Genomic DNA, 16545 nt, shown 5'->3' on the forward strand with positions numbered 1-16545 from the left:
CGCCTGCGGCGGCACCTCAGGATGACGTTGCTTTTGAAAGAACCACGTCAGCGAGCAACGCGAGCCTCGAAGGATGCTCACGCCGAGCACCGCCTTGCGTCCCGCCGTCCCCGCATGGGAAAACCGTAGGCCGAGGAGAACTCCATGTCCGGCCAACGCCTTCCCGGTGCCCCCGATTCCATCGACGCCACGCTGGCGCTGCTTGAGGCCGGCGGCTATGTCGCCGACCGGGCGTTGGCGACCGTGGTGTTCCTGGCGCTGCGCATGGGCCGGCCGCTATTCCTTGAGGGCGAGGCCGGCGTCGGCAAGACCGAGATCGCTAAGGTGCTGGCGAGCGTGCTCGGCCGGCGGCTGATCCGCCTGCAATGCTATGAGGGGCTCGATCTCGCCTCCGCGGTCTATGAGTGGAACTACGCGGCGCAGATGATCGCCATCCGGGCGACCGAGGCGGCCGGCTCGGTGGATCGTGACCGCCTGGTCGAGGACGTGTTCTCCGAGCGCTACCTGATCCGCCGGCCGCTGCTGCAGGCGCTGGAGCCCGATCCCGCGGGCGCGCCGGTGTTGCTGGTCGACGAACTCGACCGCACCGACGAGGCGTTCGAGGCGTTCCTGCTCGAAGTGCTGTCCGACTTCCAGGTGACGGTGCCGGAGCTCGGCACGGTGCGCGCCGAGCATCCGCCGATCGTCGTCGTCACCTCGAACCGCACCCGCGAGGTGCACGACGCCTTGAAGCGACGCTGCCTCTATCATTGGGTCGATTATCCCAATGCGGCGCGCGAGCTGGCGATCCTGCGCGCCCGCGTGCCGGAAGCGCCGAAGCGGCTGTCGCGCGAGGTGGTCGGCTTCGTGCAGGCGATCCGGCGCGAGGATCTGTTCAAGGCTCCGGGCGTCGCCGAGACACTGGACTGGGCCTCGGCGCTGGTCGAACTCGACGCTGCGGCGCTCGATCCGGCGGTGGTCGGCGATACGCTCGGCGTGCTGCTGAAGTACCAGGACGACATCGCCAAGACCGACGCCGGCCGCATCGAGGCGCTGATCCAGGATGCCCGCGTCGCCGCCAAGGCGATGGGGTGATGGACGGCGCGGCGCCGGCCGCGGGTGGCCGGCTTCCCGACAACATCGCCTATTTCGGCCGCGCCTTGCGCGCCGCCGGTTTGCCGGTCGGGCCGGGTTCGGTGCTCGACGCGATCCGCGCGGTGGAGACTGCCGGCATTGGGCGCCGCGAGGATTTCTACTGGACGCTGCACGCCGTCTTCGTGACCCGGCGCGAGCATCATCTGGTCTTCGACCAGGCATTCCACGTGTTCTGGCGCAAACGCCAGATGCTGGAGAAGATGCTCGCCATGCTTTCGCCGAACGCCCCGGCGCGCCCGGAGCGCAAGGGCCCGCCGCCCTTGAAGCGGGTCGAGGACGCCTTCTTCGCTGGTGTCGGCGAGCCGCGCACCGAGGAGAAGCCGCGCATCGAGGTGGAGACCCGGCTTGCCGTCTCCACCGAAGAGGTGTTTCGCACCAAGGATTTCGCGCAGATGAGCGCGGAGGAGATCGTTGAAGCGCGCCGGCGCATCGCCTTGCTGCGACTGCCGGACGAGCGGGTCGCGACGCGCCGGCTCATTGCGGACCGCTCGGGCAAGCAGCTCGATCTGCGTGCCACGCTGCGCGCCAGCCTGCGCAGCGGCGGCGAACTGGTCGACCTGCACCGTCGCGGCCCCGGCGAGCGGCGCCCGCCACTGGTGGCGCTGCTCGATATATCCGGCTCGATGGCGGATTATTCGCGCCTCGTGCTGCAGTTCCTGCACGCGCTCACCGCACAGCGCCGCCGCGTCTCGACCTTCCTGTTCGGCACGCGGCTCACCAATGTCTCGCGCGCGCTGGCCCATCGCGATCCGGACGAGGCGCTTGCGCTGGCCGGCGAGAGCGCAAAGGACTGGTCCGGCGGCACCCGCATCGCCTCCTCGCTGCGCGCCTTCAACCGGCACTGGTCGCGCCGGGTGCTGGGGCAGGGGGCGGTGGTGCTGCTCATCACCGATGGGCTGGAGCGCGAGGCAGGTGAACATCTCGCCTTCGAGATGGACCGGCTGCACCGCTCCTGCCGCCGGCTGATCTGGCTGAACCCGCTGCTGCGCTATGAGGGCTTCGAGCCACGCGCGGCAGGCGTCAGGGCGATGCTGCCGCATGTCGACGATTTCCGCCCGGTGCATAACCTCGCCAGTATCGAGATACTGGTGAAGGCGCTTTCCGTTTCGGAATAGGTAGTCGTTCAGAAGTCGGCATGTCGTCCCCTGACATGAAGGTCAGATGCCGACTATTCAATCAGTAGAAATTATGGCCTAATTGGCTTAGCCGAACGCTCATGCGGGTGAGCGGGCGGCTTTCGACGTGTCGCTTTCTAGGTGGACACTGTCTCCGCCTGGTTCAGCTCAATTTCATCCGATGCGATCCAATGGGGGGCAACGCCAATGGACTATCCCGGGCATGTCATAAAGATGGGCGAGACGGATTCCGCGCTTGTGGACGCCGTCGCCAAAGGCCTGAAGAAACTCGGCTATCCGCCGGCGCAGGGCGATTTTGCCTTGCAGCCCGGCAAGTTCGACGCGCAGTTCAAATCACTGGTCAAGCTGTTCCAGTCGCAGCATGTCGATGCGCTGGGCCGGCCCTTGAAAGCCGATGGCGAGATCGGCCCGATCACCTGGGGCGCGATCTTCAACGTGCGCGAGGTCGGCTCGCCGACGCCGACCGGCAAGAAGCTGCGCGACAAGGCGCTGGCCACCGCGCTCACCCAGGACGGCGTGCGGGAAAAACCGCTCGGCTCGAACAAGGGCAAGGAGGTCGAGGCCTATCTGAAATCGACCGGTCTCGGCGGCGGCTATTTCTGGTGCATGGCCTTCGTCTATTGGTGTTTCCGGGAGGCTGCGGCCGGCGGCGACAATCCGTTCCCCAAGACCGCAAGCTGCATCGACGCCTGGAACAAGGCCAAGGATTTCCGCATCACCAAGGCGGAAGCCAAGCAGAAGCCCTCGCTGGTGGTGCCGGGCTCGGTGTTCATCCTCGATTACGGCGGCGGCGCCGGGCATACCGGCTTCGTGCTGTCCTCCGCCAATGGTGCGCTGCGCACCATCGAGGGCAACACCAATAATGACGGCAGCAATAACGGCATCGGCGTGTTCCAGCTCAACCGCCGCACCATCATGGACAGCAATCTCAAGGGCTTCATCATCGTCCCTTGAGCGGACTGCGACCTCATCCTGAGGTGCTCGGGCAGAGCCCGAGCCTCGAAGGATGTTCAAGCAGATGGTGCTCGCGGGCGGGCATCCTTCGAGGCCCGGCTACCGCCGGGCACCTCAGGCTGAGGTTGTCCTATTGGCCTCAATCCTCCCGATACGCGTGCACGTCGCCGCAATAGTCGGTGACGTGCCAGCCTTCCGGCGTCGGCTCCAGATAGCCGGGACCGATCGGCACCTTGCCGTGGCCGCCGGGGATATCGAGCACATAGGTCGGTAGAGCGAGGCCGGAGAGCCGGCCGCGCAGTGCCTGCATCAGCTGCTGTCCCGCCTCTATCGGCAGGCGGAAATGCGCGGTGCCCGGCGCGAGGTCGGGATGGTGCAGATAGTAGGGCTTCACCCGGCACTCGACGAGCGCGCGGAAAAGCGCGGCGAGTGTCTCGGCATTATCATTGACCCCGCGCAGCAGCACGCTCTGGCTCACCAGCGGAATGCCGGCATCGGCCAGACGGGCCAGCGCCGTGCGCGCCTCCGGCCCGAGTTCGCGGGCATGGTTGGCATGCACGGCGACGTAAGTTGTGACGCCTTCCGCCTTCAGCGCCGCGACCAGCGCACCGGTCACCCGCTCCGGCGCAGCCACCGGCACGCGGCTGTGGAAGCGCACGATCTTCACGTGCGGGATCGCCGCCAGCCGGCGCATCAGCGCTTCCAGCCGGCGCGGCGCCACCATGAAGGGGTCGCCGCCGGTGAGCACCACTTCCCAGATCTCCGGGCGGCCGGCGATATAGGCGAGGGCACGGTCCAGCGCCTCGTCGGAAAGGCTCGCCTCGGCGCCGGGGCCGACCATTTCGCGGCGGAAGCAGAAACGGCAATAGACCGCGCAGACCCCGACCAGCTTCATGAGCACGCGGTCGGGATAGCGATGGACGATGCCCGGCACCGGGCTGTGCACGTCGTCGCCGATCGGGTCGGCGTGCTCGTATGGGCGGCTCTCCAGCTCGCGCGCGTCCGGCACGAACTGCAGCGCGATCGGGTCGGCGGCATCGTCGCGATCGATCAGGCTGGCGAGGGTCGGCGTCAGCGCCACCGCATAGCGCTCCGCCACCGCATCGAGCCCGGCGCGCTCGGTGACAAGGCCGGCGGAATCGAGCTCGTCAATGCTGCGCAAGGTGCGGGGCAACGTGCCCAATGTCGCAAAATTCGTCTTCATGCGCGCTCTTGTGACCGTTTGCGACATTGTCGGCAAGCCAGCGGGGTTGCGGGCGCGCTATAAGACACAAAACTATGATTGCCTCAGGAGGATGCCGAATGTTCGCACGTGAGGATGATGTGCTTGACGCCGCCGCCCGCTGGCGGCGCGAGGGACGCGGCGTGGCGCTGGCCACGGTGGTGGAGACCTGGGGCTCGGCGCCGCGCCCGGTCGGCAGCCACCTCGCCATCGACGAGGCCGGCGATTTCCTCGGCTCGGTCTCCGGTGGCTGCGTGGAAGGCGCGGTGGTCGCCGAGGCCGCCGAGGTGATCGCCGACGGCAAGCCACGCCTGCTGGAGTTCGGCGTCGCCGACGAGACCGCCTGGCAGGTCGGGCTGTCCTGTGGCGGGCGCATCGCCGTTTATGTCGAGAAGGTCGCCTGATGGAGCTGTCCGTTCTTGAAGCGCTGAATGCGGAACGTGCCGCCCGCCGCGCTTGCGTGCTGGTGACGGAGATGGGCAGCGGTCGGCAACGCCTGGTCACGGCGAGCGATGTCGCTGCCGATCCGCTCGCCGAGCAACTCGCAGAGGCGCTGCGCACCGCGAAGAGCGGCATGGTCGCGCTCGGCAATGAGCGGGTGTTCCTTACCGCCCAGGTGCCGGCGCCTCGCCTCGTCATCACCGGCGCGGTGCATATCTCGCAGGCGCTGGCGCCGATGGCCCGAACCGCAGGCTTCGACGTCGTCATCGTCGATCCCCGCACGGCCTTCGCCACGCCGGAGCGCTTTCCGGATGTCGATCTCTATGCCGAATGGCCGGATATCGTGTTGCCCGGCCTTGCGCTCGATCCCTTCACCGCGCTGGCGGCGCTGACCCATGATCCGAAGATCGACGATCCCGCACTGACCGAAGCGCTGGTGCGCGGCTGCTTCTATGTCGGCTCCCTCGGCTCGCGGAAAACCCACGGCACCCGCGTCGAGCGGCTGGCGGCACGCGGCGTGTCGCGCGAGGCGCTGGCCTCGATCCGCGCGCCGATCGGGCTCGACATTGGGGCGGCAAGCCCGGCGGAGATCGCCGTCGCCATCCTCGCTGAGTTGATCGCCGCACTGCGCCAGCGGGCGGCGGCGCGGGAGCGTGCAGCGTGAAATTCGGGCCGGCGCCGCTTGATGAGGCGGAAGGCGCCATCGCGGCGCATTCCATCCGCATTCCCGGGCTCGAACTGCGCAAGGGCGCGCGGGTCGATGCCGGTGCGCTCGATGCGCTGCGGCGGGCGGGCATCTGCGAGATCGTCGTCGCCCGGCCGGATTCGGACGACGTTGCCGAGGATGCCGCCGCGGCCGCTCTCGCCATTGCCATCGCCGGGCCGCAGGTGACGGTGGAGCGCGCCTTCACCGGCCGTTCCAATCTGTTCGCCGCCTGCGCCGGCGTGGTGCAGGTCGACCGCGCCCGTATCGACGCGCTGAACGCGGTGGATGAGGCGGTCACAGTGGCGACGCTCGCCCAATATCGTTCGGTCCAGGCCGGCGAGATGGTGGCGACAGTCAAGATCATCCCGTTCGCCGTGGCGGGTGACGCGTTCGGCGCGGCGCTGGATGCGGCCGCGCCGCTGGTCGAAGTGGTGCCATACCGCATCCGCCGCGCCACTCTCATCGCGACATTGCTGCCGGGCCTTCCGGAAAAGGTGATGGCCAAGACCCGCCGCGTCACCGCGGCGCGGCTGGCCTCCGCCGGTGCCGAGCTCACGGGTGAGGCGAGGGTGCCGCACACCACGGAAGCGGTGGCGGGCGCCTTGCGCAAGGCGGCTTCCGAGGGCGCGGAACTCGCTCTGGTCTTTGGCGCCTCGGCCATTGCCGACCGTCGCGACGTGATCCCGGCGGGAATCGAGGCGGCGGGTGGGGTGGTCGAGCATTTCGGCATGCCGGTCGATCCCGGCAACCTGATGCTGGTCGGGCGCGTCGGCGACATGCCGGTGCTCGGTGCGCCGGGCTGTGCCCGCAGCCCGAAGGAGAACGGTTTCGACTGGGTGCTGCACCGGCTGCTCGCCGGGCTGCCGGTGACGCGGGCCGATATTGTGGGCATGGGGGTCGGAGGATTGCTGATGGAGATCGCGACACGTCCGCAACCGCGCGACCCTGTGGAGGTACCAGCGCCTCCGCGTATTGCCGCCGTGGTGCTGGCAGCCGGGCGTGGCACCCGCATGGGCGGCGCCAACAAGCTCGCCAGCCCGCTCGACGGCGAACCGCTGCTGCGCCGCGTGGTCGCCTCCGCGCTTGCCTCGAGCCTGCGTCCGGTCGTGGTGGTGACCGGGCATGAGCCGGAGCGGGCCAAGGCGGTGCTCGACGGGCTCGACGTCACCTTCGTGCACAATCCGGACTATGCCGACGGCATTTCAACCTCGCTCGCCGCCGGCATCAAGGCGCTGCCGGAGGATGTCGCTGCCGCCGCGGTGCTGCTCGGCGACATGCCGCGTGTCTCGCCCGATCTGATCGATCGGCTCGCCCATGCGCTGAATCCCGAGGCCGGCGGGCTGATCGCCGTGCCGGTGCGCGAGGGACGGCGCGGCAACCCGGTGGTGTGGTCGCGGCGCTTCTTTCCCGAACTGACGACGCTCGATGGCGATGTCGGCGCCCGTCATCTCATTGGCGCCAATGCCGAGGCGGTGGTGGAGGTGCCGGTCGATGAGGACGGTGCCTTCATCGATGTCGACACCCGCGATGCGCTGGAACTGCTGGAACTGCACATGATCGCCGAGCGCTCGGACGTGGACGCCTCGGCGGCGCTCGACGGCATGCAGTCGGAGGATGCGTAGATCACGATGAACCTGGATCGCAGCGATCCAAGTTCATCGTGATCGCTTCCAATTCTGCGGAGCATGATGTCGCCCGAAAACCGCTTCGCACTTTTCGGCATCATGCTTCGGCTGCACGTACTCCGCCGGGCTGTTGCAGTCCATGCAACGGGTGTATGCACGCAAGCAGATCCTGGAAGGCTTGCCATGTCCGATACCGCGCCCGGCGGGGCGCCCGTCACCGATCCGCGCGTCATCGCCGGCTTCATCAACTGGGCGCACGCACTCGACCACTATGTGATCCTCATCTTCCCGACCGCGGTGCTCGCCATCGGGCCGGAGCTGGGGCTCGCTTATGGCGAGATGATCCAGCTCTCCACCGCCTGCTTCGTCGCCTTCGGCATTTTCGCGCTGCCGGCGGGCTGGCTCGGCGACCATTGGAGCCGGCGCTACATGATCGCGCTGTTCTTCATCGGCTGCGGCCTGTCACTCATCGCCACCGGCTTCGCTCATAGCCAGCTCGCGCTCACCATATCGATGCTGTCGCTCGGCGTGTTCGCGGCGATCTATCATCCGGTCGGCACAACCATGCTGATCGCGGTGGCGACGCGGCGTGGCAAGTCGCTGGCGATGAACGGCGTCGCCGGCAATCTCGGCGCGGCGCTGGCGGCTGCCGGCACCGCGGCCATCGCCGCCTTCTTCGGCTGGCGCGCCGCGTTCATCGTTCCGGGCATCATCTGCGTGATCTCGGGCTTCGCCTTCCTCCAGGCGGTATCGGAGCCGCGCAACGCCAAATCCGAGCGGGTCAGCAAGCCGGAAGTGCCGATCGATCCGAAGCTGATGGTGCTGTTCATCTCGCTGTTCGCGCTCGCCGTGCTGCTCGGGGGCCTGCTGTTCACCGCGGTCACGGTCTCGCTGCCGAAGATTGTCGATGAGCGCATGGGCGGAGCCAGCCTGCCGATCACGCTGATCGGCTCGCTGGCCACCGCGGTGTTCATCTGCGGGGCGGCGACGCAGCTCGTGGTCGGACGCCTGGTCGAGCGCTACAAGCCGGTCGGCGTGTTCGTCGGCACCGCGATATTGCAACTGATCGGGCTGGCCATCGCCTGGGGAGCTACGGGCTTGCCGATGCTGGCCGGGCTCGCCGTTGCCATGGCCGGCATCTATGGGCAGATCACCGTCAACGACGTGGTGGTGGCGCGCTTCACGGCGGATGCCTGGCGCGGCAAGGTCTATGCGGTGCGCTTCTTCCTCGGCTTCGGCACGGCGGGGCTCGCGGTCGCCGTCATCGGCTATCTTCACGAGCATGGCGGCTTCGAGCCGGTGTTCCAGGCTATGATCGGCATGGCGGCGGCGTTCGTCGTGGTGATCGCCTGGATCGCAATGATGGCCTACCGCATGGAGGCCCGCGCCGAGGCGCTGCCGGCGGAGTGATCAGATCGGATCGGCGGCGAGGTGTTCCACATCGACACCGACCCGCTCGCAGATCAGCTCTGCGATGATCATGCGGTGGCAATGCTCCGGGTGGCGCTCGAAGCAGAGCAGGCAGATGGGCTGGCCGGACTTCACCAATTGGGTGAGTTCCTCGAGCTGCTCCTGCGCCGTCGGCGTGGCGAGATGGGCCTCATAGATGCGGCGCATATCGTCGTAATGGCCGGTCCGCGCGGCGTGACGCCCATCGGCCGGCGTGCCGAGGCCGCGCAGGTGCAGATAGCCGATGTCCCGGCTCGCGACGCCGGCGGCGAGCGCGGTCTTGGAGAAGCCAGCGCGACGCGAGGCGGCCACCGCCCGCACATCGACCAGCAGCCCGATGCCCGCATTCGACAGCGTGTCGAGCACGGCGTTCGAGGAGACCTGCTCGTAGCCGATGGTGAAAAGTGGCGGTGCTTTGGCCATGCCAGAGCATTGGCAGAGCAATGCCACCTTGTCGAGGCGGCCCGAATCTGTGGAGTTCTCGGGGGACGTCATCGGCCTGCGTGCGGCGCATGCTAGAGAGGCCGTTGCAGCGAAGGGCGACAGGACGGAATGAAGGTCGGTATCGATCTCGGGACCAATACCGCCGGCCAGCCGGTGCGGCTCGATCTCGAGGAGCTGCTCTCGACGCGCCTGCTGGTGCAGGGCAATTCGGGTTCGGGAAAGTCGCATCTGCTGCGCCGCCTGCTGGAGCAGAGCGCCGGCCATGTGCAGCAGGCGATCATCGATCCCGAGGGCGACTTCGTCGGCCTCGCCGAGCGCTACGGTCACGTCGTCATCGACGCCGAGCGCACCCAAGGCGAGATCCAGCGCATAGCCAGCCGCATCCGCCGGCACCGCGCCTCCGTGGTGTTCAATCTCGAAGGGCTCGATGCCGATGCGCAGATGCGCTCGGCCGCCGCCTTCCTCAATGGGCTGTTCGACGCCGAGCGCGAGCACTGGTTCCCGATGCTGGTGATCGTCGACGAGGCGCAGCTGTTCGCCCCGAGCGGCGGCGGCGAGATCTCCGACGAGACGCGCCGCGTCTCGCTCTCGGCCATGACCAATCTGATGTGCCGCGGCCGCAAGCGCGGGCTCGCGGGCGTCATCGCCACCCAGCGCCTCGCCAAGCTCGCCAAGAACGTCGCGGCGGAGGCCTCCAACTTTCTGATGGGCCGCACCTTCCTCGACATCGACATGGCCCGCGCCGCGGACCTGCTCGGTATGGAGAAGCGGCAGGCGGAGAGCTTCCGCGATCTCAACACCGGCTCCTTCGTGGCATTGGGGCCGGCGCTGTCGCGGCGCCCGCTCCCGGTGAAGATCGGCGTGGTCGAGACCGCCGGGCGCAATGGCCGGCCGGAGCTGATGCCGCTGCCGGAAGCCTCCGAGACGCTGCACGGGCTGATCTTTGAGGATGGCGGCGATGACGAGCCTGCGCCGGTGCGCCGCCCGCCGCCGCGGCCGACCGCCGAGATCCTCGACACGCTGGGGGAGACCACCGCGCCCGCGCCGGTGCCCGTCGACCCGGCTGTGGCGCTTGCCTTCGAGGCCGAGCGCGAGGCGTTGCTGGACGAGATCGTCCGCCACCTGGTCGGGGAGGGGGAGGCGCCGTTCCGCTCGGCAAGTGCGCTCTATTCGGACTTCCTGGTGCATTGCCGGGTGCGCAGAGTCGGCTCCAAGGTGCCGGACCTCGGCGATTTCACCCGGCGTGTCGCCATCGTCCGAGCGGGGGTTGATGCCGGCTCGGTTGGCGAGGAATGGCAGCAGGCGGTGGCGCAGGCCGGCGAACTGCCGGAGGAGATGCAGGGCGTGTTCCTGATGCTCGCCCGCGCGGCGATGGAGGGCGCGCCGTCGCCCGGTGACGACGCGCTCGCCCGCGCCTATGGCAGCCGCTCGCCGTCACGCGGGCGCTGGCTGCTCACCTATATGGAAGAGCGCGGCTATCTCGCCTGCGAGGCGGATTTCCGCGGCAACCGGGTGGTGCGCTTCCCCGCCTTCGGCTGGAAGACCACGCCCGCCAACCCTCGCGCCATGGAAGCGGCGCGGGGCTAGCCGTTGGACGCGCTCAATTGTAGAGCGCGCTCGGCAGCCAAAGCGCGATGCCGGGGAAGACATAGAGCAACACCATAGCGACGATGACGATCGCCAGGAACGGCATGACGCCGGAGAATATCTCGTCGATCGAGACGTGCTTCGGCGCCACGCCCTTCAGATAGAAAGGCGCCATCGCCACCGGCGGCGAGAGGAACGAGGTCTGCAGGTTCAGCGCCACCAGCACGCCGAAGAAGATCGGGTCGATGCCGAAATTGTCCAGTAGCGGCAGGAAGATGGGCAGGAAGATCACGATGATCTCGGTCCACTCCAGCGGCCAGCCCAGGATGAAGATGATGATCTGGGTGAGGATCAGGAAGCCGATAGGGCCGAGGTTCAGCGACAGGATGAACTGCTCGACCACATGCTGGCCGCCGAGCAGCGCGAACACCGCCGAGAACACCGCGGAGCCGACGAACAGCCAGCACACCATGGCCGAGGCGCGGGCGGTGAGGAACACCGAATCCTTCAGCTTCTCGAAGCTGAAGGTGCGGTAGGCCAGCGCCAGCAGCACCGCGCCGAGCGCGCCGATGGCGGCGGCTTCCGACGGCGTGGCGAGGCCGAGGATGATGGCGCCGAGCACCGACACGATCAGCAGCACCAGCGGGAAGAATGACGTCAGCAGCGCCATGACGATGGTGAGGATCGGCACGTTGCGCTCGGCGGCGGGCAGCTTGGGCGCGAGGCTCGGATTGAGGATGGCGCGGATGATCACGTACACCATATACATGCCCGCCAGCATCAGCCCGGGTATGAAGGCGGCGGCGTAAAGCTTCACCACCGAGACGCCGGCGGTGGCGCCATAGAGAATGAGCATCACACTCGGCGGAATGAGAATGCCGAGGCAGCCGCCGGCGCAGACCACACCCGCCGCGAGCTTGGTGTCGTAGCCGGCGCGCAGCATGGCCGGGAAGGCGAGCAGGCCCATTAGCGTCACCACCGCGCCGACGATGCCGGTGGCAGTGGCGAACAGCGCGCAGGTGGCGAGCGTCGCCACCGCGAGCGAGCCGGGCAGCCAGCCGGCGGCGAGCTGGATCGATCGGAATAGCCGGTCGAGGATGTTGGCGCGCTCGACCACGTAGCCCATGAACAGGAACAGCGGGATCGAGATCAGCACGTCGTTCGCCATCACTGAATAGGTGCGCTGCACGAACAGATTGAAGATGCTCGGCCCTTGCGTGAAGTAGCCAAAGCCGACGCCCAGCGCCATCAGCGTGAAGGCGATCGGGAAGCCGAGCATCAGGAAAATGAGGAAGAGAAACAGCATCAACACGCCGAGGGCGGGATCGGAGAGAAACATCACAGCGATCCTCGTGTGGTGGCTTCGCGCTCGGCCAGATTGGCGGCGGCTTCTTCGAGGATGATCTTCTCCATCTCCTCGACGTCATGCAGGCGCTGCGGCCAGTCGCCGGTGCGGATGCAGATGATGCAGCGCACCACCTCGACCACGCCCTGCAGCAGCATCATCACGCCGGTGATCGGGATCAGCCCCTTGAATGGCCAGATGATCGGGCCGTCCGGGCTGAAAGCGGAATGCTCGTTGAGCATGTAGGAGAGCTGGAAGTAACCCCAGCCGGAATAGATCAGCGCCAGAATGCCGGGAAAGTAGAACAGGAAGTAGAGCACGAGATCGCTCTTGGCCTGCGTCGTCGGCGCCCATTTGCGGTAGAGGAAATCGCCGCGCACATGGCCGTTGCGCGAGAGCGTGTAGGCGCCGGCCATCATGAACAGCGTGCCGTACAGCATCAGGCTGACGTCGTAGGCCCAACTGGTCGGGTCCCTCAGCACATAGCGGCAGAAAACTTCATAGGTGATGGCCAGCATCAGTATGACGATGCACCAGGCGAACAGCTTGCCGATGAACGCGTTCAACCGGTCGACGGCGAGCAGAACGGATTGCATATGGGCCTCGGGAAGGGCGGCGGGGCGCAGGGGTGACGAACATCCTTCGAGGCGCGCTGCACTCGCGCCTCAGGATGACGTCGCATTTGAAAGAACCACGCATCCTGAGGTGCCGCCGGAGGCGGCCTCGAAGGATGCTCGTAAAAATGGCGGGCGCCGCCTGCGCGGCGCCCGCCTGATCTCAGGCCTTGCTGAAGAAGTGATCGTAAGCAGTGCGGGAATCCACCTCGTACTGGAGGCGGAAACCGACGACGCGCTGCGCCCAGGCCTTCTGGCTGTCGATGACCTTCTTGAAGAACGGATCGGCGGAGAGGTTGGCGATCACCTTGTCCCAGGCGGCGAGCTGTGCTTCCAGCACCGGCTTCGGCGTCGGGATGACCTTGACACCGCGCGCCTTGATGGCCTCGAGGTCCTTGGAATAGCGATCCTGCGCCTTCCACATCATGTCAGAGGACGACGCATCGCCCGCGGCCTTGAGGATGGCCTGCACGTCCGCCGGCAGTCCGCTGAACTTTGTCTTGTTGAACAAGATCTCGAAGCATTCCAGCGCCTGATGGTAGCTCTGGATCATGTAGATCTTCGAGACGTCCGGGAAGCCAAGCACCAGGTCGGAAGAGGGGTTGTTGAACTCCGCGCCGTCGAGCAGGCCGCGGTCGATCGCCGGGACGATCTCGCCGCCGGGCATGATGGTGACCGCCGCGCCGAGTTCCTTGTTGAGATCGGCGCCGAGGCCGACGGTACGGTACTTCAGCCCCTTGAGATCATCCGCGCTCTTGATGTCCTTCTTGAACCAGCCGAGCGGCTGGGTCGGCATCGGCCCGTAGAGCATGCCGACGACATTGAGCTTCAGCACATTGGTGATCAGGTCGTCATAGAGCTCCTGGCCGCCGCCATAGCGTACCCAGCCGAGCAGTTCGTCGGCGTCCCAGCCAAAGGCAGGCGCCGTTCCGAACAGCGAGAAGGCCTTGTTCTTGCCGTACCAATAGGCGGAGACGCCGTGGCCGCCATCGAGGATGCCGGCCGAAACCGCGTCCGCCATCTGGAAGGCGGGAACGACAGAGCCGGCAGCAAGGATTTCGAGCTCGACGCGCCCGCCGGTCATGGCATTGACCCGCTTGACGTAGTCGCCGGCGAACTCGTGGAAGATGTCCTTGTTCGGCCAGGTCGACTGGAACTTCAGCTTGATCGGCGCCTGCGCGTGAACGGCGGGGGCGGCGACGGTAGCGCCGGCAGCGGCGGCAGCGGCGGTCGCGATGAAATTGCGGCGACTGGTGCGCGCTCCGGCGCGCTTCCCTGACGTTTCGGTCATGGATGGTTCCTCCTGTGGCGTTTTCCTCTACGGGACGTAGCCCGTTGGACGGTGATTTACTCACCTTGTCTCTAGGGGAAGGAGACGATGCCGTTTCGTCAAGCGCAAGCCCAAAAACATCGCGTATGGGGCGAATCCGCCTCTACAAAAGTAGTAGACGTTGGAAAATGCACGCGCCGCTGCCGCCGCGGCAGGCCGTGGCCTCCTATGGTTACCGGTTGCCGCATGGGCATGTCATCCGTCTGTCACGTAAGCGCGGTGGAAGTGCCGCACCGGCAGCCATGGCTGCTTTTTCATGGGAGGGATTTCATGCGCCCGACGCTTCTTTCCGGCGTTTCACTCGCCGTGCTGCTCGGCATTTCCGCCGCGCACGCGCAGACGACCCCGGCGTTCAACCGCATCGCCACCTTCAATGTCGTCGACAACCTGCCGGCCGATGCCGATCCCAAGAAGGGCACGGTCGCCGAAATCATCACCTCCAGCGAGGACGGCAAGACGCTGGTCTATACCGACAGCCCGGGCAATCGCATCGGCTTCGTCGATATCAACGACCCGGCGGCGCCGAAGGCGGCCGGCGTCGTGGCGCTCGGCGGCGAGCCGACCTCAACCGTCATCATCAAGGACAAGGCGTTCGTCGGCGTCGTCACCTCCGAATCCAAGGCGAAGCCCTCGGGTCACCTCGCGGTGGTCGATCTCGCCACCAAGAAAGTGGTCGCCACCTGCGACCTCGGTGGCCAGCCGGATTCGCTCGCCCGCAGCGACGACGGTTCCTTCCTCGCCATCGCCATCGAGAATGAGCGCGATGAAGAGATCAACGAGGGCGCCATTCCGCAGCTGCCCGGCGGCAACCTCACCTATTTCCCGGTGAAGGACGGCGCGGTCGCCTGCGCGGACAAGAAGATCATCGACGTCAGCGGCATCGCCGCCGTCGCTCCGGAAGATCCGGAGCCGGAATATGTCAGCATCAACGGCCTGAACCAAGTCGTGCTGACGCTGCAGGAGAATAACCACATCGTGGTCGCCGATCTCGCCACCGGCAAGATCGTCGCGAACTTCTCCGCCGGCTCCACCGCGCTCGATCATGTCGATACCAAGAAGGACGGCATCATCGATCTCTCGGGCTCGCAGAAGGAAACCCCGCGCGAGCCGGACGCGGTGCACTGGATCGACAATGACCGCTTCGTCACCGCCAATGAAGGCGACTGGAAGGGCGGCACCCGCGGCTTCACCATCTATGACAAGACCGGCAAGGTGCTGTTCGAGAGCGGTTCGGCGCCGGAGCACATGGCGGTGCGCCTCGGCCACTATCCGGACAAGCGCAACAAGAAGGGCATCGAGATGGAGGGCGCGGAAGCCGCGACCTTCGGCGGCGACAAGCTGCTATTCCTCGGCTCCGAGCGCGGCTCGCTGGTCTTCGTCTATCGCGACAAGGGCGGCGCCAATGCCCCCGAATTCCTGCAGGCGCTGCCGGGCGGCATCGGTCCGGAAGGCCTGCTCGCCATCCCCGCGCGCGACCTGCTCGTGACGGCGAGCGAGACCGACCTGCGTGAAGACGGCGGCATCGGTTCGGTCGTCACCATCTACAAGCGCGGCAACGAGAAGCCGGCCTATCCGACCATCTCTTCGGTCGACGGTCCGGACGGCCTGCCGATCTGGTGGAGCGCGCTCTCCGGTTTCGCGGCGGATGCCAAGACCCCGGGCAAGCTCTACACCGTCAATGACAGCGCCTATGCGCAGGGCCGCATCCTGACCGTGGACGCCACCTCGCTGCCGGCCAAGATCACCGCCGCCACCATCGTCACCCGCGACGGCCAGCCGGCCAAGGGTCTCGACCTCGAGGGCATCGCGGTGCGTGCCGACGGCGGCTTCTGGCTCGCTTCCGAAGGCAATCCGGAGAAGAAGGAGAACCCGACGCAGAACCTGCTGCTCAAGGTTTCCGCCACCGGCGCCATCGAGGAAGAGATCACGCTTCCGGCCGAACTGGCCGCGCAGGCGACCCGCTACGGCTTCGAGGGCGTGACCGTGACCGGCAGCGGCGCCGACGAGACCGTGTGGCTCGCGGTGCAGCGCGAGTGGAAGGACGATCCGAAGGGCCAGGTGAAGCTGCTGGCCTACAAGCCGGCGACCAAGAGCTGGGGCTATGTGCGCTACCCGCTCGATAGCGCCGGCAAGGGCTGGGTCGGCCTGTCGGAGATCAGCGCCTCCAATGGCGGCCTGATCCTGATCGAGCGCGACAACCAGGTCGGCTCGAACGCCAAGCTGAAGAAGCTGACCTATGTCTCGCTGAAGGGCGTGACGCCGGTCGGCCTCGACAAGAAGGACGCGCCGGTGGTGACCAAGACCACGGTCCGCGACCTGATCCCCGTCCTCGCCGCGCCGCACGGCTATGTCATCGAGAAGGTGGAGAGCTTCACCGTCGACGTGAATGGCGACGGCTACATCGTCACCGACAATGACGGCGTCGACGGCTCCTCCGGCGCGACGCAGTTCATCAAGATCGGCAAGATCGAAGTGAAGATGTGAGCTGAGAGGCTCGTATCTGGCTGAACGAAGCGATGGCCGGGGCTCGTCCCCGGCCATTTCGATTCTTGGAAGAT

Annotated in this window: 14 protein-coding genes; 9 read left to right on the forward strand and 5 right to left on the reverse strand. The window is 66.9% G+C overall.

All coding sequences use genetic code 11. The features are described 5' to 3' along the window. The first annotated feature begins 144 nt into the window (after positions 1-144). From G3545_RS01285 to G3545_RS01295, 3 genes are all read left to right on the forward strand, one after another. On the forward strand, positions 145-1074 hold the full coding sequence (locus G3545_RS01285) for a MoxR family ATPase (protein ID WP_170009122.1): 930 nt from the start codon (positions 145-147) through the stop codon (positions 1072-1074). Further along, positions 1074-2249: a VWA domain-containing protein gene (locus G3545_RS01290; RefSeq protein WP_170009123.1), complete on the forward strand. Its 1176-nt coding sequence runs from the start codon at positions 1074-1076 to the stop codon at positions 2247-2249. Before G3545_RS01285 ends, G3545_RS01290 begins: the two co-directional genes overlap by 1 nt. A 207-nt stretch (positions 2250-2456) precedes the next feature. Next, a complete protein-coding gene (locus G3545_RS01295; protein WP_170009124.1) occupies positions 2457-3224 on the forward strand; it encodes a CHAP domain-containing protein in 768 nt (255 codons plus the stop codon). Between the two features lie 139 nt (positions 3225-3363). Here the strand turns inward: G3545_RS01295 and G3545_RS01300 are convergent, their stop codons facing one another. Continuing rightward, a complete protein-coding gene (locus tag G3545_RS01300; RefSeq protein WP_170009125.1) occupies positions 3364-4428 on the reverse strand; it encodes a lysine-2,3-aminomutase-like protein in 1065 nt (354 codons plus the stop codon). 98 nt (positions 4429-4526) lie between these two features. Between G3545_RS01300 and G3545_RS01305 the strand changes: the two genes are divergently transcribed. The 4 genes from G3545_RS01305 to G3545_RS01320 all read left to right on the forward strand — a co-directional run bounded on the left by G3545_RS01305 (position 4527) and on the right by G3545_RS01320 (position 8628). Next, on the forward strand, positions 4527-4850 hold the full coding sequence (locus G3545_RS01305) for an XdhC family protein (protein WP_170009126.1): 324 nt from the start codon (positions 4527-4529) through the stop codon (positions 4848-4850). Next, entirely contained in the window at positions 4850-5551 is a 702-nt protein-coding gene (locus G3545_RS01310) for an XdhC family protein (RefSeq protein ID WP_170009127.1), read from the forward strand. The genes G3545_RS01305 and G3545_RS01310 overlap by 1 nt, the downstream gene beginning before the upstream one ends. Continuing rightward, positions 5548-7215 carry a molybdopterin-binding/glycosyltransferase family 2 protein gene (locus G3545_RS01315; protein ID WP_170009128.1) on the forward strand — a complete coding sequence of 556 codons (1668 nt, stop codon included), beginning with the start codon at positions 5548-5550 and terminating at the stop codon, positions 7213-7215. The genes G3545_RS01310 and G3545_RS01315 overlap by 4 nt, the downstream gene beginning before the upstream one ends. 186 nt (positions 7216-7401) lie before the next feature. Beyond that, positions 7402-8628: an MFS transporter gene (locus tag G3545_RS01320; RefSeq protein ID WP_170009129.1), complete on the forward strand. Its 1227-nt coding sequence runs from the start codon at positions 7402-7404 to the stop codon at positions 8626-8628. On the opposite strand, the gene G3545_RS01325 is transcribed toward G3545_RS01320, so the two are convergent. Next, positions 8629-9090, reverse strand: coding sequence for a DUF488 domain-containing protein (locus tag G3545_RS01325; RefSeq protein WP_170009130.1), 462 nt, complete (start codon positions 9088-9090; stop codon positions 8629-8631). 129 nt (positions 9091-9219) lie between these two features. Here G3545_RS01325 and G3545_RS01330 point away from each other — a divergent pair, with 129 nt between their 5' ends. Then, on the forward strand, positions 9220-10698 hold the full coding sequence (locus G3545_RS01330) for an ATP-binding protein (RefSeq protein ID WP_170009131.1): 1479 nt from the start codon (positions 9220-9222) through the stop codon (positions 10696-10698). Positions 10699-10711: 13 nt separating this feature from the next. On the opposite strand, the gene G3545_RS01335 is transcribed toward G3545_RS01330, so the two are convergent. The 3 genes from G3545_RS01335 to G3545_RS01345 form a co-directional block, all read right to left on the reverse strand. After that, a complete protein-coding gene (locus tag G3545_RS01335) occupies positions 10712-12037 on the reverse strand; it encodes a TRAP transporter large permease subunit (RefSeq protein WP_170009132.1) in 1326 nt (441 codons plus the stop codon). Next, on the reverse strand, positions 12037-12639 hold the full coding sequence (locus G3545_RS01340; RefSeq protein ID WP_170009133.1) for a TRAP transporter small permease subunit: 603 nt from the start codon (positions 12637-12639) through the stop codon (positions 12037-12039). The genes G3545_RS01335 and G3545_RS01340 overlap by 1 nt, the downstream gene beginning before the upstream one ends. A 181-nt stretch (positions 12640-12820) precedes the next feature. Next, positions 12821-13948: a TRAP transporter substrate-binding protein gene (locus G3545_RS01345; RefSeq protein WP_170009134.1), complete on the reverse strand. Its 1128-nt coding sequence runs from the start codon at positions 13946-13948 to the stop codon at positions 12821-12823. 309 nt (positions 13949-14257) lie between these two features. On the opposite strand from G3545_RS01345, the gene G3545_RS01350 reads away from it, so the two are divergent. Then, on the forward strand, positions 14258-16471 hold the full coding sequence (locus G3545_RS01350; protein ID WP_170009135.1) for an esterase-like activity of phytase family protein: 2214 nt from the start codon (positions 14258-14260) through the stop codon (positions 16469-16471). Positions 16472-16545 lie beyond the last annotated feature (74 nt).

This window comes from Starkeya sp. ORNL1, from assembly GCF_012971745.1.
Classification (GTDB): Bacteria; Pseudomonadota; Alphaproteobacteria; order Rhizobiales; family Xanthobacteraceae; genus Ancylobacter.

Coding starts and splice junctions, on each gene's coding strand:
- G3545_RS01285 (WP_170009122.1), top strand. CDS start 145: ATGTCCGGCCAACGCCTTCCCGGTGCCCCCGATTCCATCGACGCCACG.
- G3545_RS01310 (WP_170009127.1), top strand. CDS start 4,850: ATGGAGCTGTCCGTTCTTGAAGCGCTGAATGCGGAACGTGCCGCCCGC.
- G3545_RS01345 (WP_170009134.1), bottom strand. CDS start 13,948: ATGACCGAAACGTCAGGGAAGCGCGCCGGAGCGCGCACCAGTCGCCGC.
- G3545_RS01320 (WP_170009129.1), top strand. CDS start 7,402: ATGTCCGATACCGCGCCCGGCGGGGCGCCCGTCACCGATCCGCGCGTC.
- G3545_RS01330 (WP_170009131.1), top strand. CDS start 9,220: ATGAAGGTCGGTATCGATCTCGGGACCAATACCGCCGGCCAGCCGGTG.
- G3545_RS01325 (WP_170009130.1), bottom strand. CDS start 9,090: ATGGCCAAAGCACCGCCACTTTTCACCATCGGCTACGAGCAGGTCTCC.
- G3545_RS01305 (WP_170009126.1), top strand. CDS start 4,527: ATGTTCGCACGTGAGGATGATGTGCTTGACGCCGCCGCCCGCTGGCGG.
- G3545_RS01300 (WP_170009125.1), bottom strand. CDS start 4,428: ATGAAGACGAATTTTGCGACATTGGGCACGTTGCCCCGCACCTTGCGC.
- G3545_RS01295 (WP_170009124.1), top strand. CDS start 2,457: ATGGACTATCCCGGGCATGTCATAAAGATGGGCGAGACGGATTCCGCG.
- G3545_RS01290 (WP_170009123.1), top strand. CDS start 1,074: ATGGACGGCGCGGCGCCGGCCGCGGGTGGCCGGCTTCCCGACAACATC.
- G3545_RS01335 (WP_170009132.1), bottom strand. CDS start 12,037: ATGTTTCTCTCCGATCCCGCCCTCGGCGTGTTGATGCTGTTTCTCTTC.
- G3545_RS01340 (WP_170009133.1), bottom strand. CDS start 12,639: ATGCAATCCGTTCTGCTCGCCGTCGACCGGTTGAACGCGTTCATCGGC.
- G3545_RS01350 (WP_170009135.1), top strand. CDS start 14,258: ATGCGCCCGACGCTTCTTTCCGGCGTTTCACTCGCCGTGCTGCTCGGC.